The 22,041-nt window shown below is 38.9% G+C and carries 26 protein-coding genes and 1 tRNA gene; 13 read left to right on the plus strand and 14 right to left on the minus strand.

The features are described 5' to 3' along the window. The first annotated feature begins 2 nt into the window (after positions 1-2). Together WBF63_RS00890 and WBF63_RS00895 are read left to right on the plus strand one after the other, a co-directional pair. On the plus strand, positions 3-1,226 hold the full coding sequence (locus tag WBF63_RS00890; protein ID WP_424367797.1) for an aminotransferase class V-fold PLP-dependent enzyme: 1,224 nt from the start codon (positions 3-5) through the stop codon (positions 1,224-1,226). Positions 1,227-1,344: 118 nt separating this feature from the next. Beyond that, positions 1,345-1,860: a DUF2911 domain-containing protein gene (locus WBF63_RS00895; protein WP_424367798.1), complete on the plus strand. Its 516-nt coding sequence runs from the start codon at positions 1,345-1,347 to the stop codon at positions 1,858-1,860. Positions 1,861-1,930: 70 nt separating this feature from the next. Here WBF63_RS00895 and WBF63_RS00900 read toward each other — a convergent pair whose 3' ends face one another. Then, positions 1,931-2,368 (minus strand): MarR family winged helix-turn-helix transcriptional regulator, encoded by a 438-nt coding sequence (locus tag WBF63_RS00900; protein WP_424367799.1) that lies wholly within the window; start codon positions 2,366-2,368, stop codon positions 1,931-1,933. Positions 2,369-2,525: 157 nt separating this feature from the next. On the opposite strand from WBF63_RS00900, the gene WBF63_RS00905 reads away from it, so the two are divergent. Further along, on the plus strand, positions 2,526-4,055 hold the full coding sequence (locus WBF63_RS00905; RefSeq protein ID WP_424367800.1) for an aldehyde dehydrogenase family protein: 1,530 nt from the start codon (positions 2,526-2,528) through the stop codon (positions 4,053-4,055). Between the two features lie 94 nt (positions 4,056-4,149). Here the strand turns inward: WBF63_RS00905 and WBF63_RS00910 are convergent, their stop codons facing one another. Then, entirely contained in the window at positions 4,150-4,626 is a 477-nt protein-coding gene (locus WBF63_RS00910) for a hypothetical protein (RefSeq protein ID WP_424367801.1), read from the minus strand. 95 nt (positions 4,627-4,721) lie between these two features. On the opposite strand from WBF63_RS00910, the gene WBF63_RS00915 reads away from it, so the two are divergent. The 3 genes from WBF63_RS00915 to WBF63_RS00925 all read left to right on the plus strand — a co-directional run bounded on the left by WBF63_RS00915 (position 4,722) and on the right by WBF63_RS00925 (position 7,970). Next, positions 4,722-6,593, plus strand: a complete 1,872-nt coding sequence (locus WBF63_RS00915) for a RecQ family ATP-dependent DNA helicase (RefSeq protein WP_424367802.1) — start codon at positions 4,722-4,724, stop codon at positions 6,591-6,593. Continuing rightward, positions 6,593-7,534, plus strand: a complete 942-nt coding sequence (fmt, locus tag WBF63_RS00920; protein WP_424367803.1) for a methionyl-tRNA formyltransferase — start codon at positions 6,593-6,595, stop codon at positions 7,532-7,534. The genes WBF63_RS00915 and fmt overlap by 1 nt, the downstream gene beginning before the upstream one ends. Positions 7,535-7,685: 151 nt before the next feature. Continuing rightward, positions 7,686-7,970, plus strand: a complete 285-nt coding sequence (locus WBF63_RS00925; protein WP_424367804.1) for an HU family DNA-binding protein — start codon at positions 7,686-7,688, stop codon at positions 7,968-7,970. A 59-nt stretch (positions 7,971-8,029) separates the two neighbouring features. Here WBF63_RS00925 and pdxH read toward each other — a convergent pair whose 3' ends face one another. Next, positions 8,030-8,674: a pyridoxamine 5'-phosphate oxidase gene (gene pdxH / locus WBF63_RS00930; RefSeq protein ID WP_424367805.1), complete on the minus strand. Its 645-nt coding sequence runs from the start codon at positions 8,672-8,674 to the stop codon at positions 8,030-8,032. Positions 8,675-8,726: 52 nt separating this feature from the next. Here pdxH and WBF63_RS00935 point away from each other — a divergent pair, with 52 nt between their 5' ends. Together WBF63_RS00935 and WBF63_RS00940 are read left to right on the plus strand one after the other, a co-directional pair. Beyond that, a complete protein-coding gene (locus tag WBF63_RS00935; protein ID WP_424367806.1) occupies positions 8,727-9,278 on the plus strand; it encodes a YqgE/AlgH family protein in 552 nt (183 codons plus the stop codon). 3 nt (positions 9,279-9,281) lie between these two features. Continuing rightward, entirely contained in the window at positions 9,282-9,635 is a 354-nt protein-coding gene (locus tag WBF63_RS00940) for a hypothetical protein (protein ID WP_424367807.1), read from the plus strand. A gap of 1 nt (position 9,636) precedes the next feature. Here WBF63_RS00940 and WBF63_RS00945 read toward each other — a convergent pair whose 3' ends face one another. After that, complete coding sequence (locus WBF63_RS00945; RefSeq protein ID WP_424367808.1) at positions 9,637-10,461, minus strand: aminotransferase class IV; 825 nt, start codon at positions 10,459-10,461, stop codon at positions 9,637-9,639. A gap of 18 nt (positions 10,462-10,479) precedes the next feature. Further along, entirely contained in the window at positions 10,480-10,860 is a 381-nt protein-coding gene (locus WBF63_RS00950) for an START-like domain-containing protein (protein ID WP_424367809.1), read from the minus strand. Between the two features lie 167 nt (positions 10,861-11,027). On the opposite strand from WBF63_RS00950, the gene WBF63_RS00955 reads away from it, so the two are divergent. After that, positions 11,028-11,101 (plus strand) — tRNA-Met (locus WBF63_RS00955). Between the two features lie 214 nt (positions 11,102-11,315). Here the strand turns inward: WBF63_RS00955 and WBF63_RS00960 are convergent. Next, complete coding sequence (locus tag WBF63_RS00960) at positions 11,316-15,371, minus strand: T9SS type A sorting domain-containing protein (RefSeq protein ID WP_424367810.1); 4,056 nt, start codon at positions 15,369-15,371, stop codon at positions 11,316-11,318. A gap of 245 nt (positions 15,372-15,616) precedes the next feature. Next, complete coding sequence (locus WBF63_RS00965) at positions 15,617-16,693, minus strand: agmatinase family protein (protein WP_424367811.1); 1,077 nt, start codon at positions 16,691-16,693, stop codon at positions 15,617-15,619. Between the two features lie 174 nt (positions 16,694-16,867). Here WBF63_RS00965 and WBF63_RS00970 point away from each other — a divergent pair, with 174 nt between their 5' ends. Further along, the gene (locus WBF63_RS00970) at positions 16,868-17,347 is read left to right on the plus strand and encodes a GNAT family N-acetyltransferase (protein ID WP_424367812.1); all 480 of its coding nucleotides are present in this window, start codon (positions 16,868-16,870) and stop codon (positions 17,345-17,347) included. 48 nt (positions 17,348-17,395) lie between these two features. Here WBF63_RS00970 and WBF63_RS00975 read toward each other — a convergent pair whose 3' ends face one another. From WBF63_RS00975 to WBF63_RS00985, 3 genes are all read right to left on the minus strand, one after another. After that, positions 17,396-18,037: a peroxiredoxin gene (locus tag WBF63_RS00975; protein WP_424367813.1), complete on the minus strand. Its 642-nt coding sequence runs from the start codon at positions 18,035-18,037 to the stop codon at positions 17,396-17,398. 101 nt (positions 18,038-18,138) lie between these two features. Next, complete coding sequence (locus tag WBF63_RS00980; protein ID WP_424367814.1) at positions 18,139-18,456, minus strand: YbaB/EbfC family nucleoid-associated protein; 318 nt, start codon at positions 18,454-18,456, stop codon at positions 18,139-18,141. 6 nt (positions 18,457-18,462) lie between these two features. Beyond that, positions 18,463-18,840: a hypothetical protein gene (locus WBF63_RS00985; protein ID WP_424367815.1), complete on the minus strand. Its 378-nt coding sequence runs from the start codon at positions 18,838-18,840 to the stop codon at positions 18,463-18,465. Between the two features lie 159 nt (positions 18,841-18,999). Here WBF63_RS00985 and greA point away from each other — a divergent pair, with 159 nt between their 5' ends. From greA to WBF63_RS01000, 3 genes are read left to right on the plus strand one after another with little or no spacing between them, the layout of a single operon-like run. Next, positions 19,000-19,470 carry a transcription elongation factor GreA gene (greA, locus tag WBF63_RS00990; RefSeq protein ID WP_424367934.1) on the plus strand — a complete coding sequence of 157 codons (471 nt, stop codon included), beginning with the start codon at positions 19,000-19,002 and terminating at the stop codon, positions 19,468-19,470. A 3-nt stretch (positions 19,471-19,473) separates the two neighbouring features. Continuing rightward, entirely contained in the window at positions 19,474-19,866 is a 393-nt protein-coding gene (locus tag WBF63_RS00995) for an HIT family protein (RefSeq protein WP_424367816.1), read from the plus strand. A 3-nt stretch (positions 19,867-19,869) separates the two neighbouring features. After that, on the plus strand, positions 19,870-20,436 hold the full coding sequence (locus tag WBF63_RS01000) for a tetratricopeptide repeat protein (RefSeq protein ID WP_424367817.1): 567 nt from the start codon (positions 19,870-19,872) through the stop codon (positions 20,434-20,436). A gap of 73 nt (positions 20,437-20,509) precedes the next feature. Here WBF63_RS01000 and WBF63_RS01005 read toward each other — a convergent pair whose 3' ends face one another. The 4 genes from WBF63_RS01005 to WBF63_RS01020 form a co-directional block, all read right to left on the minus strand. Then, positions 20,510-21,061 carry a Tll0287-like domain-containing protein gene (locus WBF63_RS01005; RefSeq protein ID WP_424367818.1) on the minus strand — a complete coding sequence of 184 codons (552 nt, stop codon included), beginning with the start codon at positions 21,059-21,061 and terminating at the stop codon, positions 20,510-20,512. A gap of 124 nt (positions 21,062-21,185) precedes the next feature. Beyond that, positions 21,186-21,500: a thioredoxin family protein gene (locus tag WBF63_RS01010; RefSeq protein ID WP_424367819.1), complete on the minus strand. Its 315-nt coding sequence runs from the start codon at positions 21,498-21,500 to the stop codon at positions 21,186-21,188. 7 nt (positions 21,501-21,507) lie between these two features. Next, the gene (trxA, locus tag WBF63_RS01015) at positions 21,508-21,801 is read right to left on the minus strand and encodes a thioredoxin (protein WP_424367820.1); all 294 of its coding nucleotides are present in this window, start codon (positions 21,799-21,801) and stop codon (positions 21,508-21,510) included. Between the two features lie 24 nt (positions 21,802-21,825). Next, positions 21,826-22,038: a DUF6132 family protein gene (locus WBF63_RS01020; RefSeq protein ID WP_424367821.1), complete on the minus strand. Its 213-nt coding sequence runs from the start codon at positions 22,036-22,038 to the stop codon at positions 21,826-21,828. Positions 22,039-22,041 lie beyond the last annotated feature (3 nt).

The raw sequence follows: 22,041 nt of genomic DNA on the forward strand, positions 1-22,041 counted from the left end.
AATTGAGTTTCAATATACAAGATATACGCGCCCAATTCCCTATTTTAGAACGTGAAGTAAACGGAAATCCACTGATTTATTTCGACAATGCAGCGACTTCCCAAAAACCCAAAATCGTTCTGGATGCCATTGATAATTATTACGAAAAATTCAATTCAAATGTCCATCGGGGCATTCATACCATCAGTCAGGAAGCGACGGTTATGATGGAGGATGCGCGAGAAAAAGTCAGAAATTTCATCAACGCCAAACAAGCGCACGAAGTACTTTTCACCAAAGGCACAACCGAAGGAATCAATCTGATTGCCAGCGTTTTGAGAGACGTCATCAAAGCGAACGATGAAATTCTCATTACCGGAATTGAACACCATTCCAATATCGTTCCTTGGCAAATGCTTTGCGAAAGAACCGGCGCTAAGTTGAAATACATTCCATTGAACGAAAACGGAAGTTTGCAGATTGAAAAATTAGACGAACTCATAACACCTAACACGAAACTCGTAGCGGTCAATCAGATTTCAAATGCATTGGGAATTATCAATCCGATTGAAAAAATCATCGAAAAAGCACATCAGGTGGGCGCTTGGGTTTTGATTGATGCGGCGCAATCCATTCCCCATACAAAAGTAGATGTTCAGAAAATGGATTGTGATTTTCTGGTTTTCTCCGGACACAAAATGTATGCACCGACCGGAACCGGAATTTTGTACGGAAAAGAAGAAATCCTAAACGAACTTCCGCCTTATCACGGCGGCGGAGAAATGATCAAAGAAGTTTGGATGGATCATTCTACTTATGCCGGATTGCCTTTTAAATACGAAGCGGGAACGCCGAATATTGCCGGAAATATCGTTTTGGGAACAGCGATTGACTTTATCAATTCGATTGGGATTGAAACCATTCATCAGTACGAAGATGAACTTTTGAGTTATGCAACTTCCCGACTTTCTGAACTGGAAGAAGTCGTGATTTACGGAAAAGATGTGCCGAGGTCGGGCGCGGTTTCATTCAACCTGAATTTACCGGGCGTTCATCCGTCCGATGTCGGGATGATTTTGGACAAAAAAGGAATTGCGGTGCGGACGGGTCATCATTGTGCGCAGCCGATTATGCGACATTTCGGAATTCCGGGAACGGTTCGGGCTTCTTTTGCTGTTTTCAATTCCAAAGAAGAAATCGATCAATTGATTGAAGGCGTGAAACTTTCCATCCGAATGTTGGCTTAGCCAAAAGTTAAATTTGAATGAATTAAAAAATTTTGATAATTCCGCCCCTTTACTGGCACAGAACTTGCCAATTTGATGCCGGAATTCGTAAATTTGTAAAAGTCCTAATTTCATCAAAATGAAAACAACCAGTTTATTTACCGTATTTTTTCTCTTCATTTTTTCCTTTGCAAATGCACAAACTGCATCCAACAATCGTGTGAGTCCGTTGGACACCATCCAAACACAGATTGAAGATTTGAACGTGGAAATTACCTACAGCCGTCCATTTCTGAAAGGAAGAGAATTTGGAAAGGACATTGTTCCTTATGGTAAAGTTTGGAGAACCGGCGCCAATGAAGCCACTGTTTTTGAGGTCAACCAAGATGTTTTGATTGAAGGGAAATTACTTCCGGCTGGGAAATACAGTTTGTACACCATTCCCGACGAAAAGGAAACCATTGTGATTTTCAACAAAGCTTGGAGCCAATGGGGAACTCAATATGACGAATCCAAAGATGCACTTCGGGTGACGGTTCCGACTTTTAAATCGGAAGAACCTGTGGAACAATTCACGATTGATCTGGACGATGCCGGGGCGGCATGTCTGGCTTGGGGAAACACGCTTTTCACTTTCCATTTGACCCAAAGCTGATCAGGAAAGCATCCACATCGCGAGACAATGACTTAATAAAAGAATAATTCTCATCATAAAATAATTTGGTTTAAACCTCTTCCTGACAATTCTCTGTAATTTTCAGTAAAACGCGTTGAACCGTTTCCAGTTCGGTCTGACTAATGCCACTCAAGGCATTTGCACGATTTTCCAGCACAACATTCTGAACATCTGAAATAATTTTTTTTCCTTTCAAAGTAACTTTCAAATTGGATTTACGGCGATCATCCGGATTGATTTTACGTTCCAGATAATCCGCTTTTACCAATAATTCAATAATCCGCGTCACTGAAGCATTGTCCTTAAAAACCCTTTCGGCTATTTTTTGTTGCATGACACCCGGATTTTCAGTCAAAGCCTTTAATACCAACCACTGATCGATTGTAATCTCAAAGCCAAATTCACGCAGCCTTTTTTGGGCGTACATTCGGTAAGTCCGAATGCTTTTGTCCAAAGTATAAAAAATAATATCGTCTAATTTTTCCAAAACCAAAATTTTACCCAAATATACTTATTTTTTGAATTAATTGATATGTCAATTTTATTTCATTCGAATTTAACTCTATCAATTTGAAGCGTCCATATTCGGTTTACTTGGCGCATAATTCTTACCTTTGAAGACTTTCAAAAAAGCAAGAATTAAAATGATACAAAACGAACTCAAAAAATTAGGTTTAAACGAAATAAACGAAGGAACTTCAACCGGATCGAATTGGTTTTCTAACGGAGAAATCCTTGAATCTTATTCGCCAGTTGATGGAAAATTAATTGGAAAAGTAAAAGCAACGACAGAAGAAGATTACGAAAAAGTAATCAATTCGGCTCAAGAAGCATTCAAAATTTGGCGGACCACGCCCGCTCCCAAAAGAGGAGAAATCGTACGTCAATTTGGAGATAAATTAAGACATTATAAAGCCGATTTAGGGAAATTGGTTTCCTACGAAATGGGAAAATCCTATCAGGAAGGTTTGGGTGAAGTGCAGGAAATGATCGACATCTGTGATTTTGCCACCGGACAAGCCAAAATGCTTTATGGACACACCATGCATTCCGAACGTCCCGGACACAGAATGTATGAACAATACCATCCGCTGGGCATCGTAGGTGTCATTTCAGCATTTAACTTCCCAGTAGCCGTTTGGTCTTGGAACGCAGCTCTGGCTTGGATTTGTGGTGACGTAGTAATCTGGAAGCCAAGTGAAAAAACGCCTTTGTGCGGGGTAGCTTGTCAGAAAATCATTCAGGAAGTTTTAAAAGAAAACGATTTACCGGAAGGAATATCCTGTTTGATCAACGGTGATTATAAAGTCGGGGAATTCATGTCAAAAGACAAAAGAGTTCCTTTACTTTCTGCAACCGGTTCCACCCGAATGGGAAAAATCGTGGCGCAAGAAGTTGCCGGAAGATTAGGTCGTTCTTTATTGGAATTAGGCGGAAACAACGCCATCATCGTTACGCCGGATGCCGACGTGAAAATGACCGTAATCGGTGCGGTTTTCGGAGCGGTAGGAACAGCAGGACAAAGATGTACTTCGACTCGTCGATTGATCATCCACGAATCGATTTACGACAAAGTAAAAGACGCCATCGTTGCGGCTTACGGCCAATTGAAAATCGGAAATCCTTTGGATGAAAATAACCACGTAGGGCCTTTGATTGACAAAGATGCAGTTAACGCTTACCTTGGCGCTTTGGAACAAGTGAAAGCACAAGGAGGAAATATTTTAGTCGAAGGTGGCGTTTTGGAAGGTTCAGGTTACGAAAGCGGTTGCTATGTAAAACCTGCGATTGCAGAAGTTGAAAACCATTATGAAATCGTACAGCACGAAACTTTCGCACCGGTTTTGTATTTGATTAAATATTCGGGGGATGTAGAAAACGCTATCGAACTGCAAAACGGTGTGGTTCAAGGACTTTCTTCTGCAATTATGACCAATAATTTGCGTGAAGCCGAAAAATTCCTAAGTGCTGCAGGTTCTGACTGTGGAATTGCCAACGTTAACATCGGAACTTCCGGGGCAGAAATCGGAGGTGCTTTTGGTGGTGAAAAAGAAACCGGAGGCGGACGTGAGTCGGGTTCGGATGCTTGGAAAGTTTATATGAGAAGACAGACCAACACCATCAATTATACAACGAATTTACCTTTGGCTCAGGGAATTAAATTTGATCTTTAAGCCTCTCCCTAACCCTCTCCAAAGGAGAGGGAAGTTGAGATACGAAATAGTAGAAAACCTCGCGGAAATCAAATCTGTGAGGTTTTTTGCATTTTTAAATTTCTATATTTTTCAATACTTTCTCCAACTCCTCTGCTTTTTGCGTTCCGATGAGTAAAGCATTTCCACTTTTGAATTTCAATTGCAGACCTTTGTTTCCTTTGATATTGTACGCTTTTCCATTTCGTCCGAAACGAATACCCCAACCGCCATATTCCATCAGTGGCGAATATTTACGCACAACAGCAGTGGAAATTTCTTCCCAAGAATAAAATTTGAATTTCGGTATAACCGGAAAAAACTTCACATAAATTCCCCTTTCGTCAATTCGGGTATCCAGTCGAATTATAAACATAAACAAAATAACAACCGCCAAAATAATCACGCCGACCCATTGTCCGGCATCCAAAGGTTGACCTTCTGAAATCGCCATATAAATCGGTCGGTAAATGGTCAATGAAACTGAAAACAGTAACAACCAAAGCCACCATTGTGTAAATCTTTGAGTTTCTTGGAATAATGGTTTATTCATTTAAACGGGTTTAGTTGAATCGAATTCCTAAATATACAAAAACATAATATTCAGAAATCCATTTTCCTTTTGTACTTTTACAAAAAACCCGATTGGTGGCGAGTTCACAAGAAATACTTAAAAAATATTGGGGTTATGCGGATTTTAAATATCCGCAAAAAGAAATCATTGACGCTGTTTTGGAAGGAAAAGACACGCTGGCAATCTTACCGACTGGTGGCGGAAAATCTTTGTGTTATCAAATTCCGGCCGTGATGTCGGAAGGAATTACGCTCGTTATTTCTCCGCTGATTGCATTGATGCAGGATCAGGTAAACCGCCTGAATCAATTGGGAATCGGAGCGGAATCCATCACTTCCCAACTAAATACTGAAGAAATAGCCGTCGTTTTTGCCCGTTGTCAATTGGGAAAAGTAAAATTGCTTTATGTGGCGCCGGAACGTCTTTTGAGCCGTAGTTTCATTCAGAATCTGATTGAATTAGAAGTAAAAATCATTGCGGTGGATGAAGCGCATTGCATTGCGGAATGGGGACATGACTTCCGACCTTCTTATTTGAAAATCAATAAAATAAGAGAAATATTTCCAAAAGCGACAATGCTTGCCCTGACTGCAACAGCGCCGCCCAAAACGCGTGAAGAAATCGTTTCGGCATTGGAACTGAAAGAAAACAATGTTTTTACGCGTTCGCTCAAAAGAGAAAATCTGGTTTACAAAGTTCAATCCTCTCAAAATGAACTGGACGATTTGGTGTATGAACTGAAAAAAAATCCGGGTTCCTCAATTGTGTTTTCAAGAACGCGAAAACAAACTTATGAAGTAGCTCAATTCCTTTTGGAGAAAGAATTGGATGCCGATTATTTTCATGCCCGACTTCCCAACGAAGAAAAAAAGAAAAAACAAGAGAATTGGACAAAAAGCGATCAACAAATTATGGTTTCCACCAACGCCTTCGGGATGGGAATCGACAAAGCGGATGTGCGAACTGTCATTCACCTCGATTTGCCGTCTAGTTTGGAAGCTTATGTGCAGGAAGCAGGTCGTGCCGGGCGCGATGGAAAAGATTCAGAAGCGGTTTTGTTTCTTCAGCCCTATGCAGCTGAAGAAGCTGAAAAAATATTTAAAAGCAGCCTTCCTGACCGGGATGAATACCGACAAATTTGTCGGATGTTTTACAATTATTTTGAAATTGGTGAAAATGAACGACCCGAACAAAAGCTTGAATTTAATTTCTCTGAATTTGTTCAAAAATTCAAATTAGATAAAAATAAAACACTGAAAGTTCTGGATTTTTTGGAACGCAAAGAAGTCATCATTTTTCAGAAAACCGCAACTTACAGCACGGTTCAGATGTTTGCAAATCCCAAAAACCTGAATTTCCCCAAATCGCTGCCCACACAAATTCTCGAATACCTAGTACGGCACCACCCCGGAATTTTATCAGACGAAAAATCCATCAGCGAGTTTTATATCGCCCGTGAACTTGAAAAACCGGTAAAGAAAATAAGGAAAACACTTGCCAAATTAAGTGAGGCCGGATATATTTATTACCGAAGCAGGGAGCTTCAAAATGTAATTTTCCTACGTCCGAGGGAAACAGATTATGTGAAGAATACTTTGTGGAAAGAATTTGAAAACCTTCAAATCAAACAATGGAAACGACTTCAGGATATGATTTACTATGCAAGCCAAACAGAAGTTTGCCGCGAAAAACTGATTCTCCGTTATTTTGGTGAGAAACCCAAAAATAAATGTGGGAAATGTGATGTCTGCAAAAGAGAAAAAGCAATTCCAGATGAAAGTGCTGTATTAAAATTTTTAGAAGATTCTCCCAAAACTATTCAGGAAATCCTTCTTCACTTTGTACATTCGCCCAGAGAATCCGTTTTGGAAATCCTGCAGGATTTGGCCGATGAAGGTTTAGTAAAAAACTCAGGAATCGATTCCTTAATTAAAGTCGATAAATAATGAAGATTGTTTTTATGGGAACGCCCGAATTTGCGGCGATTTGTCTGGAAGAAATTTTAAACAGCAAACATGAAGTAGTAGGCGTCATCACGGTACCCGATAAACCTGCGGGTCGTGGACAAAAACTGTCTCAGTCTGCGGTTGCCAAACTTGCAATTGAGAAAAATTTAAAATTGCTTCAACCCGAAAAACTGAAAAATCCCGAATTTCTGGAAGAACTAAACTCTTTGGATACCGATGCTTTTGTGGTGGTGGCTTTCCGGATGTTGCCCAAAGAAGTTTGGCAAATTCCGGCGAAAGGGACTTTTAACCTTCATGCCTCCCTCCTTCCGCAATATCGGGGCGCAGCGCCCATTAACTGGGCAATCATCAATGGCGAAACCGAAACCGGGGTAACGACTTTTCTGATTGACGAAAAAATCGATACCGGAAATATTTTATTAAAAGAAAAAGTTCAAATACTTCCCGATGACAATGCCGGGACACTTCATGATAAATTGGCCGAATCCGGAAAAAAATTAATCATCGAAACACTCAATGGACTGGAAAATAATTCCATTCAGCCTCAACCACAGGAAAATCCGGGAGAGTTGAAGCCGGCACCTAAAATTTTCAAGGAAGATTGTAAAATCGATTGGTCGGAACCGATTGAAAAAATTCACAATAAGATCCGTGGATTAAGTCCTTATCCGGCAGCCTGGACAAATTTCATTCAAGATAATGAATCCAAATCTGTAAAAATTTACAAAGGATATTTTGAACATAATCAAGAGAATTCTGATAAACCCGGTCAGATTAAATTTGAAAAAAATCAGATTAAAATTCTACTTTCAGATGGAATTTATTATGTAGAAGAACTCCAGCCAGAAGGTAAAAAAAGGATGACTGACAAAGATTTCGTCAACGGACTTCAGGACAAATCCGATTGGAAAATCAGCTAAACTAACTGATAAACAAGCCTCAAGCCACGTGGTTATTAACAAAATCGGCTGTTTTTTCAACAAAAAAGCATTTTTTTATACGCCAGAAGTTGCGTGAATAAAGGATTCTTCTATATTTGTTTCTAAGAATTAATCAAAAAATCTTAGAATTATGAACAAATCAGAATTAATCGATGCAATGGCGGCTGACGCCGGGATATCTAAAGCAGCTGCAAAAAAGGCTTTGGATTCATTCACTTCAAACGTAACCAAGTCTTTGAAAAAAGGTGACAAAGTTTCTTTGGTAGGATTTGGAACTTTCTCAACTTCAAAAAGAAGCGCGAGAAACGGTATCAACCCACAAACCAAAAAAACAATCAAAATCGCTGCAAAAACCGTAGCTAAATTCAAAGCTGGTTCTGAACTTTCAGCAGCTGTTGATGGAAAGAAAAAATAAATCCTAAACGATTTAAAATTCAAAGATCCTTTCTTATTGAGAGGATTTTTTTTATGGCATCAAGGCGACAAACGGGATTGAACCCATTTTCCGTTTTCCAGTTTGTATCGAACGCGATCATGTAATCGACTTGGTCTTCCCTGCCAGAATTCGATTTCCACAGGTCTAACCAGATATCCGCCCCAGTTTTCCGGTCGTGGAACTTCCTTACCTTCAAATTCTCTCTGTAATTGTCTTACTTTTTCATCAAGATCAAAGTCAAAACCGATTTCTGAACTTTGCGCAGAAACAATGGCACCAATCTGACTTTCTACAGGCCGTTTATGGAAATAATCGTCTGATTTTTCCTGAGAAACTTTTTCGGCAATACCTTTTATGATGATTTGTTGCTCCAATTTATCCCAAAAAAAAGAAATGCAGACTTTTTGATTTTCACTAATTGCTTTTCCTTTCTGGCTCTCATAATTGGTATAAAAAATAAATCCTTCGGGATTTACTTCACGAAGCAAAACGATACGCGTTCGGGGGAAACCGTCTGAGCCTAAAGTTGATAAACTCACGGCGTAAGGTTCGGCAATCAAATCGCTATGCGTGGCTTGATTGTACCAGTCGTGAAATAAATCCATAGGGTTATCAGAGAGTTCCGAGAAGTTTATAAAATTCTGTGAATAATCCTTTCTTTTATCGGTTAAGTCTTGTTTCATTTAATTTTTTTTTTATCTTTATCAAACAGACTGCTTTCTTAATTCAAACTTAGTGCAAATAAAAACGATTACAAAAGGAAATATTCTCATTGCCCAACCGGCATTGTACGACTATACTTTTAATCGGTCTGTGGTTTTAATCACCGATCACAATGAATTGGGTTCAGTGGGTTTCATTCTGAATAAACCACTGAATCATTCTGTGAATCTTTATGTTTCTGAATTGGAATCTGATTTTACAGTTTATGAAGGCGGTCCGGTAGAAACCCAAAATCTTTATTACATCCATAAACGCCCGGACTTGATCCGCAACAGTGAACCCATCAGCAATGGTTTGTATTGGTCGGGTGAATATGATGATGTAAAAAATGCCATCAACAATAATTTAATCGGCGAAGAAGAAATTCGTTTTTATCTAGGCTACAGTGGCTGGGGTGAAAATCAGCTTCAAACAGAAGTTGAGGACAACGCCTGGATTGTGGTAGAAGATGATTTGGATATTTTCCAAGATTGGGACAATAATCTCTGGAAACTTCAAATGAAAAAGTTAGGTGGCGAACACCTCATCTGGCTCAATACGCCTGCGGATCCGAGTATGAATTGATTTATGAAAACCCTTTATTTCATCTTGTTTATTTCTTTCATTTTAGGTTGTAATTCTTCTTCAAAAATCCTTGGAGAAAGATTGATTTACGATGTGGCTTTTGCTGAATGGCAAGGAAAATCAATGGGAGCAAAAGTTGAAGTACTGATAAGAGGCGACAGTATTTTTGTTCGGAGTTATCATGGTTTAAGTTTAGAAAAAGGAGAATTGATTGATAGTGGAATTCTCATCAAACATAAAAGTGGAAAATGGATAATTGCACAATCTGTTAACGATAAGTATGCAGATGAAATCGGAGGTTGTTCTGATGGTCCCTCGGTGATTGATTTGGAAAATAAAAAGTACTGGCTTTGCTAGATCAGGAATTCAACAACTCAAAAATTTGCTTTGTTTTTTCGGTCGAATACGTTTTTTTCCGGTTTTGGTGAACGGAAAGAATCCCTTCGCTTTCCAGACAAATAAAGAGTTCGTCGGTTTTTTGTAATTCGAAAGGAAATATTTCGGCTTCTTCAAAACTAAAATTTTCTGATTTGGAAATTAGTTTCGTCAAATGATTTCGGGTTACGCTACGAATTCCTCCTTCTTCGATTTTTGGCGTTTTGATATGATTTCCTTGAATTAAAAAAGGAACTCCCAAGATAGTTCGTGCAATTCGTTTGTCGGGATTTAGCAAAACCAAATCATCATATTCGTTTTCCTGCATGAAAGCTTGCGCGATGATTTCTTCCGGTTTATGCGAATTAACTTGTGTAAAAAAGCTGGGATTAATTGTATAATCTTTGAAAATTTCAATTTCAGCCGAATCATTTGTCCAGCTATATTCCGACTGCAAAAATGGTTTTTCGATGTCGATTAGATAGGAAACCGTGGATTTCGTAAGCATTTCATTTCCCGGATTTCGGAAGACGCTGATTTTGATTTTGGCGTTTGACATTCCATTTTCATTACAGACTTTCATAATTTCTTCTTCGAGAAATTCCTGCGTAAATTCGATTGGAATTCTCATTCGGAAAATCCGCATAGAAGCCATCAGGTTGAAATAATGTTCTTCCCAGAGAAGCAGTTTCCCGTCTGATACTTTTACAAATTCAGAGATATAATCACCATAGAGAAATGCCCGGTTTATTTTACCAAAAAGCGCATCGGCTTCGTCAAAAAGATTGCCGTTAAAAATGAATTTCAAGGTTATGAATTTTATGAATTAAGAGCCTAGAATTTTTTTAAGATCTTCAATTTGGCTTTCCCAAAGTAATTTCGCTTCTTCGATTTCGTCTGAATCGGCAAAATCGGTAATCATAAGCGATACATCGCCCGTCAGATCGTCTTCCACGATGTTCAATTCAAAGAAATATTTGGTGTCTTCGTCGTCTTCCCATTGGAAGCGAACGTAGGTATCCTGCTTGCTTTTCACCAAAAAGGCAGACTGTTCATCACCATCCCAGATGAAAGTATATTTTTCACCGCGGGAATTGACGTTATCTGCAAACCATTCAGACAATCCCGAAGGATTGGAAATGTAGTTGTAAAGCAATGAAGGTGAAGCGTTTATAACAAATTCCGATTGAAATTTTTCTCTGGTCATATTTCTATTAAATTGGGTTGCAATATATAAAATACACTTATACCACCAAACTTTTTTAGATAAGTTTTGATGATTTCAAAGAAGATTCTATATTTGCAGTCCCAAAATGAGACGAGCAGTCTGCCAAGGCAGATAAATAATAAAATTTCAGAAGTAAAAATAACCATGGCGAGGTAGCTCAGGTGGTTAGAGCGCAGGATTCATAACCCTGAGGTCGGGGGTTCAATTCCCCCCTTCGCTACTAAAAGGACGGTGGTTTCATCGTCCTTTTTTTATTCTTTAAAATCATTCAACATAGAAAAAATTCTGAAGTATCAGAAACGGTTAAAAAACCGGTATGGGAAGAGATTTCATCAAAAATGTAGAAGATTATATAATCATTATCAAAACGTAGGGATGCTAAATAAAAAAGGGCTGCCCTCTGGCAACCCTTTTCATTATCACGAAATTTCGAATTATTTCTTAATGATTTTTACTGTTTTCACTTCTTTACCAGAGTTAATTTTCAAAATATAAATTCCGGCATCTAATCCTTTCAGATTCAGATCAGCTTTTACAGCATTTATGGTTTGAGACATAAGTTTCGCTCCTTCCAAATTGTAAATTTCAAGATTGTCAATTTTTGAATTGTTTCTCAAATACAAATAATCTTTTACAGGGTTTGGATAATAACTAAACGAATCAAAAGCGAAAGAATCAACTCCTAGTTCCTGGGTTTCAACCATTAGCGCTTCACTTTCACATTCACCAATTGTTTGGGTTACAAAATAGACTGCTCCGTCTTCCAATAAAGTCGTGTTAGGTAAAACAATGGTCAATTCCTCATCTGCATACCAAGTCAATGTTCCGGTATATTCCAATGAATCTTCCAAATCTGCCAATGTATCGCCCGCAACGAATTCGAAGTTTCCAATTGCAATCGGTGCTGGTACATCACATGGTTCGTCCAGACAAGTCCAGTTAATATTGTCAATTACGGTTTGTCGGTTTGCATCTGTTTCTCCTACATTTTTAATTCGGATTACCACTTCTTCTGTCGTATCCAAAACATAAGTGAAAGTATAAATAGCAGGATCTTCACCGCTCACATCTCCAAATACAGGCGTTGTGGCAACCTGAACACCGTTCACAATCAATTCCAATTGTCTTTCATTACCTCCAGTAAATGCTTTTCTGTATTCGAATGAGAATACGCCTGCACCAGCAGGAATCGTTGCTTCCAGATAAGAATCCAAAGCTCTTCTCAACATCAAACCTTTTCCGTCAATTGGGAAATCTCCTTCGTTTCTGGAGTGCGCATAGGTCCAAGTAATTCCATTGTTGGTAAAACTTCCATCACCATAACTACCGGATATGTCAGTTGTTTCAAAATCTTCTACGAAACATGGCTCACCTACTAAGGTCAAAACTGCCATTTCAGAAATCGTTTCGCCACAATCGTTGGTTGCAGCAACTCTGTATTGATTTCCATCCATTTCCGGAGTTGCCGGTTCGGTGGTATAAGTAGCTTCAATTGCTCCGTCTATAATGGCCCAAGTTGCACCATGGTCATTGCTCACTGACCATTGGTATTCCAAAGCTCCTTCTACTTCAACCGTGAAAGTTGCTGTTTCTCCTTCATTGACCGTCTGATCTGCAGGTTGAAGTGTAAACACAGGTCCTTCGCTAATCAGAACCTCTACTGCCAATCTTTCGCTTTCACAATCAATGGTTTGGGTAACATAATAAGTTCCAGTCACCAATACAACTTCCGGAGCAAGTGGCTCAGTTGAAGTTTGGGTTTCGTACCATTGGATATTTTCACCTTCCGCCACTAAATCCGCAACGGTTGCTTCTCCACAGAAAATCTGAGCTTCAGCAGTTGGCAATGGTGTTTCACAAGTTTCTTCCGGACAAGTCCAAGAAATATTATCGATTACAGCTTGTCTGTTGACATCAGTTTCTCCAACATTTTTAATTCGGATAGTAACCGGCCCTTCAATGTTTAGAACATGTGTAAACGTATGAACCGTAGGATCCTCTCCGCTTTCTGCTCCAAAAACAGGAGTGGTCGCAACTTGCTCACCATTAACAATCAGTTCCAATTGTCTGTCATTTCCTCCGGTAAATGCTTTTCTGTATTCAAATGTAAATTCGCCAACTCCTAAATCAAGCGTTGTTTCCAAATAGGAATCGGAAGCTCTTCTTAGCATCAAACCTTTTCCATCAATAGCAAAATCTCCTTCATTTCGGGAATGACCATAAGTCCAGGTTATACCGTTGTTGGCAAACTGTCCGTCTAAATAGGCGTCCGCAATATCAGTTGTTTCGAAATCCTCCAAACCTTCACAAGATTCTTCCTGAATTATTAAAGTAGCAGAATCTGAAATCAGCTCTCCACAATCATTGATTACCGTTACTCTGTACAAATTACCATTCATTTCTTCTGTTACAGGTTCTGTTGTATAAGTGAAGGCTGTTTCTCCATCAATTTCTGTCCAAGTAATCCCATCGTCTGCACTTAGTGACCATTGGAATTCCGCTGCATCTTCTGCTTCCACAGAGAATGTTGCAGTTTCACCAATGCTTAGTGTCTGATCGGTTGGTTGTGTAATGATAATCGGAGCTGTTGTCAAAGTCACTTCAACTGCAAGCTTTTCACTTTCACATCCGTCGATTGTTTGTGTAGCATAATAAGTTCCAGCAACCAAAACCGTATCTTCTGTCAATGGCGTAGTCGCATCTTCTGCATCGTACCATTTGATCTCAGCTCCTTCTGCAACCAAATCAGCAACAGTAGCGCCTTCACAGAACTCCTGAGCTTCTGCAGTCGGAAGTGGTGTTTCGCAAGGTTCAGTATCGCCACAAGTCCATGAAATGTTATCAATTGTTGCATGACGGTTTGAAGATGTTTCACCTGTCAGTTTAATTCTGATAACAACAGATTCTGTTGTATTCAATGTATGGCTGAATGCATAAACAGTTGGATTGTCTCCTGATCCCGCTCCAAATGCAGGAGTAGTTGCTACCTGAACTCCATCAACCAACAACTCAAGTTGTCTTTCACTTCCTCCTGTATAAGCTTTTCTATATTCAAATGTGAAAACTCCAACACCTGCAGGAATCGTTGCTTCCAAGAAAGAATCCGACGCTCTTCTCAAAAGAATTCCTTGTCCGTCAATTGTGTAATCTTCTCCGTTAGCTCCGATTGGGCTTTGTCCGTGGAAATTCCAAGTAATTCCGTTGTTGGTATAAGTTCCGGGTCCATATTGAGTTCCTGTAGGGATTTCGGTTAAATTGTCAAATCCTTCTTCGAAACAATTATCTCCAGGTTCTGAATTAATAACTACCTGAATTGGAGTTGCCTCACTTTCACATCCTTCGATGGTTTGAGTTACATAATAAGTAGTTCCACTAACCAAAACAGTTGTTTCAGGCAATACTTCTCCTTCTTCGTTATACCAAATCAGGTTTTCTCCTTCCACCACCAAATCAACGATGGTTGCACCTTCTGCAACTTCCTGTGGAGATTCAGCTACCGGTGCTTCCGGCGTAGCGTTCACTACTACTTCAACTGCAAATCTTTCACTTTCGCATCCGTCAATTGTTTGCGTAACATAATAAGTTCCGGTAGCCAGAACCGTATCTTCTGTCAATGGCGTAGTTGCATCTTCTGCATCGTACCAGTTGATTTCAGTTCCTTCTGCGACAAGATCTGCAACTGTTGCGCCTTCACAGAATTCTTGTGCTTCTACAGTCGGTGCTTCAGGTGCAACTGCTTCAAAAACAGCTGAAATTGTGTGGTCAGCAGTCACATTTGTGAAAACATAAGGATTGGTGTTTCCGGCATTTTCACCGTCCACAATCCAATGGCTGAATGTATAACAAGCTTCTGCAGTAGCAGTGAATTCAATGGTCCCTCCTTCTTCCACTTCTACCGTTCCAGACGGTGAAATCGATCCACCAGCAGGTTGTGTTACAGTGATGGTATATCCGGAAGGTTGTGTTTCCTCTTTTTTGTATAATTTTAATTTTACCTGATTGGATGTATAAGCTGCAAAACGAGGCGAGCTATTGTTCCATTGTAAGATTCTGTCCGTAGCATTTACGTTGTTCAAAGTCCATAATCCGCCATCTACTCCATAGGTCCATTTTTCATTGTTCTCCGGTGTTCCGTTAAAAAAACTGGCATGGTTTCCTGTACCTCGATAGGTCACATAACCTACTGAAGCATGGTAAATGGTAATTTGTCCTGATTCGACAGTCAGGGTAAATACATTATCTGCCGAATATCCCGAATCAATGCTTGTTCCCGGATTTACCACTTCGGTAAATAAAATATACGTGTTGTTACCGGAAGCATTTTGTTGGTTTAACATGATTCCGTCATTGGATTCGCCGTCTCCCACGATGAGATATTCGCCGGTCGTCAGTTCAGCCAACGAAGTAATTTGGGTATAGGTATCCTGCCCAAATAAATGGGAAAAGGCAAGAAACAATACACTAAAAAATAGTAAAAATTTGTTTTTCATTATTTATTAATTATTTGATTGTTTGGATATATTTATTCATTTAAAAGTCAGCAAATCTAAATCTTTAATGCATGTTATATGTCAACATAACATTATGTATTCAGATTCCTGACTTATTTAAGCTTTTAAACTTTCGCAAAAGTAATAACAAGAAGTCTAATTATCAACCACTTAAAACTGATAAAAAACATACAGATCACAGCTCAACAAACGCAGAATCTTTATCGGATTTTACATTTCAATCCTTAAAATATTAATCTATCACCGGTATTTTTTTCCTGAGATTTCGCCAAAACGCCACAAAGATGAAAAAGCATCCGCGCTCCTACATTGCCATCCCAGTCATTTTCGCCGGGCGCAACTTCCACCAGATCAAATCCGATGATTTTTTTTCCTGACTCGGCGAGTTGAGTAAGCAGATAAGCAGCCTGCTCAAATGAAAAACCTCCCGGAACAGGCGTTCCGGTATTGGGGCAATACCAAGGATACAATCCGTCGATGTCAAAACTGATGTGAACTTTTTCGGGCAATTCAGAAATAATGACTTTGCATTGCTCCGCCCAATTCGATCCCTGAAATTGTTCTTTCTTCAAATCCGCATCTGAAAAGACTTTTACCCTTCCGCTCTCTTGTTTTACAACTTCAACTTCCTGTTCACAAAAATCTCTGATTCCGACCTGTACTAATTTTTTGACCTGAGAAATCTTCAGCGCGTTGTACATAATAGATGCGTGCGAATAAGTAAATCCTTCATAAGCATCTCTCAAATCCATGTGTGCATCCAAATGCAAAATCCCAAATTCTTCATGTTTTTCGGCCTGCGCTTCAAAATATCCGAGTGGCGTGGAATGATCTCCACCCAAAAGCCCTACAAGTTTTCCCTGATTTAACCAGTTGGAAATCCTTTGCTTCAATTCCTCTTTGAATTGGGTTCCGGCTGAATTGATTTTTACCAGATTTGATTTCAATTCAGGTCGCTCTTCAGGATTCTCACCGTTTTCAAGCGCTTCAATAATTGGCGAAGCTAATTTTTTATACGCATCACTTTTTGATTTCCAATCAGGAATTTCTTCATCCAAAAAAATTCCGAGTTTCCATAGATCCGGAAATTCCTGATGCATCAAATCGACCTGAAAAGAAGCATCAAAGACCGCATTTACTCCTTCAGATGCACCAGAGCCATAACTCACGGTGACTTCCCAGGGAGCCGGGACGATGATAATTTCACTTTGTTCAGCTGAAAAAGGCAGACCGAACAGGCTGGCATCGGCAAGCCCCGGTTGATTCGGATCAAAATTCTTGATGATTTCTTCTTTGGTCATTTTGATATTTTGTTAAAATGAGTTTGCAAAGATAAAGCATTCAAAATTTCATTTAATGAAATTAAACTCCCGATTTATTGTGACTAATAAAATAATCTTCTGAATTTGTTTAAAGTACTTGACTTAATTCAGAATTTAGAATAAATTTGTGAAAATCCATTAGAAAATCTAAAAATGAACTATTCGAAATTACCACCGGAAGATATGATATTTGAAATTGCTACAGTTGAAGATGCTGAAGATTTGAGCGCGGTTGCAGTGCGTTCCAAACGTCATTGGGGGTATTCAAAGGAAGCCATGGAACTATGGAACCAGAATCTCACTATAACTGAAGATTTTTTGAATTCTCATACCGTCATAAAAGCGACTTTGGAAGATGAAATCGTTGGTTTTTTTGCATTGGAAGAAATTCAGCCCGTTACAAGAATTGCTCAGTACTGGATTGATACGCCTTATATGCGCAAAGGTTATGGAACCGTGATGTATAATTATTTAAGAGATTACCTGAAAAAACGTAATGTGGAAAAAGTCACATTGGTACTAGACCCGAACGGTATGTCTTTCTTTGAAAGAAAAGGAGCGAAAATCCTTGAAAGAATCGAACATAAAGTGAAAAATAAATTTCTATATATAGTAGAAGTTCCGGTAAATTAAAAAAAGCGTCCAGATAAGGACGCTTTTTCGTACAACACTATTTGATAATTATTTAAGCTCGGGTTGTGGTGTCATTCGCAAATAGGGTTTCAATTCTTTAAAACCTTTTGGGAATAATTTTTCTGCATCATCATTTGAAACTGCAGGTGTAATCACCACTTCTTCACCCCTGTTCCAATTGGCTGGCGTCGCTACTTTATGATAGGCAGTCAATTGCAATGAATCAATTACACGAAGCAATTCGTCAAAATTTCTTCCGGTCGAAGCAGGATAAGTGATAATCAATTTGATGGTTTTGTCCGGCCCAATTACATAAACCGAACGAACCGTTGCCGTAGCCGAAGCATTTGGATGAATCATATCGTAAAGTTCAGAAATTGTTTTGTCTTCGTCGGCAATGATTGGAAAATTCACTTCTGTGTTTTGGGTTTCGTTGATGTCTTTGATCCACCCAAAATGAGATTCCAGACCATCGACACTCAGCGCCATAACTTTTACATTTCTTTTGTCAAATTCACTTTTGTATTTGGCTGTTGTTCCTAACTCTGTTGTACAAACCGGCGTATAATCGGCAGGATGCGAAAATAGAATTCCCCAGCCGTCTCCCAGGTATTCATAAAAATCAATTTCTCCTTCTGTGGTCTGAGCTTTGAAATTGGGCGCTATATCCCCTAATCTGATTGTTGACATAATTTTGAATTAAAATTTTGTCAAATATAATATTAGTCTACCAATTCAGTAGACTAAATGAAATTATTTTATCAAAACTTTAATAATTACCTGATATTAAATCAGATACCCAAACCCGGAATGGAAGGCAAACTTTCTTTAGCAGTTTTCTTTGCTTCTTCGATTGCATTTTGCTTGACTTTGTCCAATGCTTTGTTGAGCGTTACTACCAAAGTATCTTCCAGTTGTTCTTTGTCGGCCAGTAATCCCGATGCAATCTGAATATCCTTGATTGTTGCCAGTTCAGTTAAAGTTATTGAAACCGTTCCATCAGTGGATGTCTCCACAAAACTCTGGCTATCAAGCCTTTCTTTTAATTTCGTAAAATTCTCTTGAGCAGATTGTAGCTTGCCCATCATTTCCATGATATTTCCAAACATAAATTCTTAATTATAAATATTGATGATATCTCCGTTACGCACTGCCGAATAAACCCTTGGTGCACGGTCTGCAATCAGGATAGGTTCACCCGTAAGCATTATCCATTCGGCTCCGTCCTGCGGGCAGTAAAGTTTGATGTCGTCCACCACTTCCAAAGTAGAATCGGGTGTTGGGCAAATATGTGGAGCGTTACGGTCGTAAGCCTTATAACCACTGGTTGTTTTTATAAGAATGAGTCCTCGGGTTCCCGTTCCCTCCCCTCCAACATAAGTCCAACCTCTGGTTTCAACCTCATTGTACAGCGGAAGATTTACATTAATAGAAGCCGAAATCATGTATTCGGGATTGCAACTTTTCTGTCCGTCGTCACTGTCACAGCTCATTAAAAAACTGAAGGAAAACAATAGGACGAAAATCCCAAAACCTCTTAAAATATTCAAATTCATAACTTCAACTCCATTAAAAATTATTATCTTTGCCCTAATAGTCCTGCGGATTCCCGTAGGATTATTCTTTTATAAATTGATTAGATTATGGCAAATATACAATATGTAACGAAAGAAGGGCTCGATAAATTGCGTGCCGAACTGGATCAACTTGAATCGATTGAAAGACCAAAAATCACGCAGCAAATTGCAGAAGCCAGAGACAAAGGCGATTTGTCTGAAAATGCCGAATACGACGCAGCAAAAGAAGCACAAGGACTTTTGGAAATGAGGATTTCTAAACTAAAGGATCAGGTAGCCAATGCAAGAGTAATCGACCCGTCCCAATTGGACAGTTCCAAAGTTTCCATTCTTTCTTCCGTAAAAATTAAAAACATCGCCAACGGAGTGGAAATGCGTTATACCTTGGTTCCCGAAACCGAAGCTGACCTTTCGAAAGCAAAAATTTCTGTCAACACACCCATCGCCAAAGGACTTTTGGGAAAAAAAGTAGGAGAAATTGCCGATATTGCACTTCCCAACGGTACACAAATGCAGTTTGAAGTTTTGGACATCAAATTAGATTAAACCATGGCCAGTATTTTCACAAAAATTATCCAAAATGAAATTCCATCTTTCAAAATTGCGGAAGATGAAAACTACATCGCAATTCTGGATGCATTCCCATTGGTGAAAGGCCATATTCTGGTTATTCCAAAAAAAGAAGTCGATAAAATCTTTGATTTGGACAAAGAAACCTATCTGGGACTGATGGAGTTCACCTATAAAATTGCACCCGCAATCGAGAAAGCCATTCCCTGCCTGCGAGTAGGCATGGCGGTAGTCGGGTTGGAAGTTCCGCATGTTCATGTTCATTTGGTTCCATTAAATACCATGAACGATATCAACTTCACACAACCCAAATTGAAATTGAGCAACGAAGAAATGACCGAAATTGCAGAAAAAATTAAATCCTATTTATAAAATATGAACAAATTCATCAAATTAATCATAGCAGCTTTAATGATCGCAGTAGGTATCTATATGTTTACCGACCGTGAATATGCCTGGGGAACCATTTTGATTGTTTTGTCTGCAATTCCAATTTTACTTTTCTTCAGAAATGAATATATCTTATTGGCTTTCTGGCAGATGCGCAAACAAAACATCGAAGGAGCCAAAAAATGGATGAATAAAATCACCCGTCCCGAGTCACAACTTGTACGTAAACAAATGGGGTACTACAATTATATGATGGGAATTACAGAAGCTCAAAGCAATGTAAATCTTGCCGAAAAATACATGCGAAAAGCTTTGGAATATGGACTAAGCTTCAAACATGACCGCGCTATGGCCAAAATGAGTCTGGCCGGTGCCGTAATGGCAAAAGGTAGAAAACAAGAAGCCGAAATATTGCTTAAAGAAGCAAAACAATTGGACACACAGGGTATGTTTACCGATCAAATCAAAATGATGCAGGAACAAATGAAACGCATAAACGTTGGAAAAAACATGCAAAATCCGCATATGCGTAAAAGAGGAAAATATTTCTAAACAAAAATCCCGGAATTCACCGGGATTTTTTCTTCCTAAAAAGGAAAGACATATAAATAACTAACACACATAATTAATCAGAAAACGAAATTTTCCATAACCCACGGAAATCTCCGATTGCATAAGCTTTTGCTTTGTCATAAGGATATTTCTCCTGAATGATTTTCAGCGTATTAGACGAAATATCCGTTTCGGGATTCCCGTGGCATTTTAAGCAGGTTGGCATAGTCAGCTCAATTCTTTTGTAATAAGTCAATTGATCATCCGTAGAAATCAAAGTATCAATCACTGATTTATTTTCTGAAAACTCTTTGAATAATTCCAATTCCGTTTCAGACAAAGCGTTCTTTGGATTTCGGTTTCGATCCGAAATTCTGGAAATCTCCACCTCAAAATTTTGGGACAAAGAATCGGTGAGAACCATCGCTTTTTCATTGCAAAATTCTACGGCATATTCGGCTCCACCTTTTGCCATTGATTCTGCGACATTTTTCATTAAAATTCTCTGAGCAGTTTCTGCAATTGACTCGCCCAATTCTTTTGCTGAAGCAAGTTCCCGAGTTTCTTCCGGTTTGGAACAGGAAATTACAATCAAAAAAGCCAGAAAATTCCAAGATCTTTTCATAATGAGCAAAATTATTTCAAAAGTTGAGTCCAGATTGTAACCTAAGTTACATTCCATTTAAATTCAATAAAAAAGCAGACTTTCTAGTCAAAAGCCTGCCTTTCAATATATAAAAAACAATTATTTACGAGAGAAAAGGATTTATTTCCTTTACTAAATCCTCTTTAAACAAGACACCGGAATGTCGCCAGAGCAGTTTTCCCTCTTTGAAAAGCATCATCGTGGGCACGCCCATAATCTGATAAGTTGAGTCAAAATGAATGGTCGTCACTTTTTCCTCATCAATATTGATCCGTTTCACTTGTATTTCTTCACCCAATTCCGACTGAACTTCTTCCAAAATTCGTCCCAGCATCGTACAAAGCGAACAGTTCGATGTGTAAAACTCAATCAAAGTCGGGGTTTTACTTTGAGTGATTTCATTGATTTCTTTCCACATTTTAAAACTATTTGTGGGTATTAATTAATTTTTCCAATTCAGCAGCCGGAAAAACACCTGACTGACGCCATTGGGTTTCACCGTTTTTAAAAATCATCAAAGTAGGAACACTCTGAACCTGATATCTCGCTGCAACTGCCGGATTTTTGTCCACATCGATTTTGATGATGACCGCTGCCTCGCCTACCTTTTGTTTTAATTCCTGTAGAATGGGTTCCTGCATTTTACAAGGCCCGCACCAAGTAGCAAAAAAATCGACCAAAACCGGTTTGTCTTGATTTATAATTTCTTGAAATTTCATTTGAATTTGATTTTAAAGATTAAATTAATTTTCGGAAGTTGAATTTCCCTTCTCCTTTTTAAACATCGAAAAAACAAGTCCGCCCATCACCGAACCGTAAATCGTGCTGTTATAAGGATTGGACGTAATAGCACAACTCCCTGAATTACAACCAATAAAATTCCAATACAAAAACCCTGAAATCGCTCCCAATAAAATTCCGGCGATTAATAATTTATGTTGAATTAATAATTTCATATT

The sequence above is a fragment of the Moheibacter sp. genome, from assembly GCF_049672845.1.
Taxonomy (GTDB): Bacteria; Bacteroidota; Bacteroidia; order Flavobacteriales; family Weeksellaceae; genus Moheibacter.

Coding starts and splice junctions, on each gene's coding strand:
- WBF63_RS00895 (WP_424367798.1), top strand. CDS start 1,345: ATGAAAACAACCAGTTTATTTACCGTATTTTTTCTCTTCATTTTTTCC.
- WBF63_RS00905 (WP_424367800.1), top strand. CDS start 2,526: ATGATACAAAACGAACTCAAAAAATTAGGTTTAAACGAAATAAACGAA.
- WBF63_RS00910 (WP_424367801.1), bottom strand. CDS start 4,626: ATGAATAAACCATTATTCCAAGAAACTCAAAGATTTACACAATGGTGG.
- fmt (WP_424367803.1), top strand. CDS start 6,593: ATGAAGATTGTTTTTATGGGAACGCCCGAATTTGCGGCGATTTGTCTG.
- WBF63_RS00925 (WP_424367804.1), top strand. CDS start 7,686: ATGAACAAATCAGAATTAATCGATGCAATGGCGGCTGACGCCGGGATA.
- pdxH (WP_424367805.1), bottom strand. CDS start 8,674: ATGAAACAAGACTTAACCGATAAAAGAAAGGATTATTCACAGAATTTT.
- WBF63_RS00940 (WP_424367807.1), top strand. CDS start 9,282: ATGAAAACCCTTTATTTCATCTTGTTTATTTCTTTCATTTTAGGTTGT.
- WBF63_RS00950 (WP_424367809.1), bottom strand. CDS start 10,860: ATGACCAGAGAAAAATTTCAATCGGAATTTGTTATAAACGCTTCACCT.
- WBF63_RS00960 (WP_424367810.1), bottom strand. CDS start 15,371: ATGAAAAACAAATTTTTACTATTTTTTAGTGTATTGTTTCTTGCCTTT.
- WBF63_RS00965 (WP_424367811.1), bottom strand. CDS start 16,693: ATGACCAAAGAAGAAATCATCAAGAATTTTGATCCGAATCAACCGGGG.
- WBF63_RS00970 (WP_424367812.1), top strand. CDS start 16,868: ATGAACTATTCGAAATTACCACCGGAAGATATGATATTTGAAATTGCT.
- WBF63_RS00975 (WP_424367813.1), bottom strand. CDS start 18,037: ATGTCAACAATCAGATTAGGGGATATAGCGCCCAATTTCAAAGCTCAG.
- WBF63_RS00980 (WP_424367814.1), bottom strand. CDS start 18,456: ATGTTTGGAAATATCATGGAAATGATGGGCAAGCTACAATCTGCTCAA.
- WBF63_RS00985 (WP_424367815.1), bottom strand. CDS start 18,840: ATGAGCTGTGACAGTGACGACGGACAGAAAAGTTGCAATCCCGAATAC.
- WBF63_RS00995 (WP_424367816.1), top strand. CDS start 19,474: ATGGCCAGTATTTTCACAAAAATTATCCAAAATGAAATTCCATCTTTC.
- WBF63_RS01000 (WP_424367817.1), top strand. CDS start 19,870: ATGAACAAATTCATCAAATTAATCATAGCAGCTTTAATGATCGCAGTA.
- WBF63_RS01005 (WP_424367818.1), bottom strand. CDS start 21,061: ATGAAAAGATCTTGGAATTTTCTGGCTTTTTTGATTGTAATTTCCTGT.
- WBF63_RS01010 (WP_424367819.1), bottom strand. CDS start 21,500: ATGTGGAAAGAAATCAATGAAATCACTCAAAGTAAAACCCCGACTTTG.
- trxA (WP_424367820.1), bottom strand. CDS start 21,801: ATGAAATTTCAAGAAATTATAAATCAAGACAAACCGGTTTTGGTCGAT.
- WBF63_RS01020 (WP_424367821.1), bottom strand. CDS start 22,038: ATGAAATTATTAATTCAACATAAATTATTAATCGCCGGAATTTTATTG.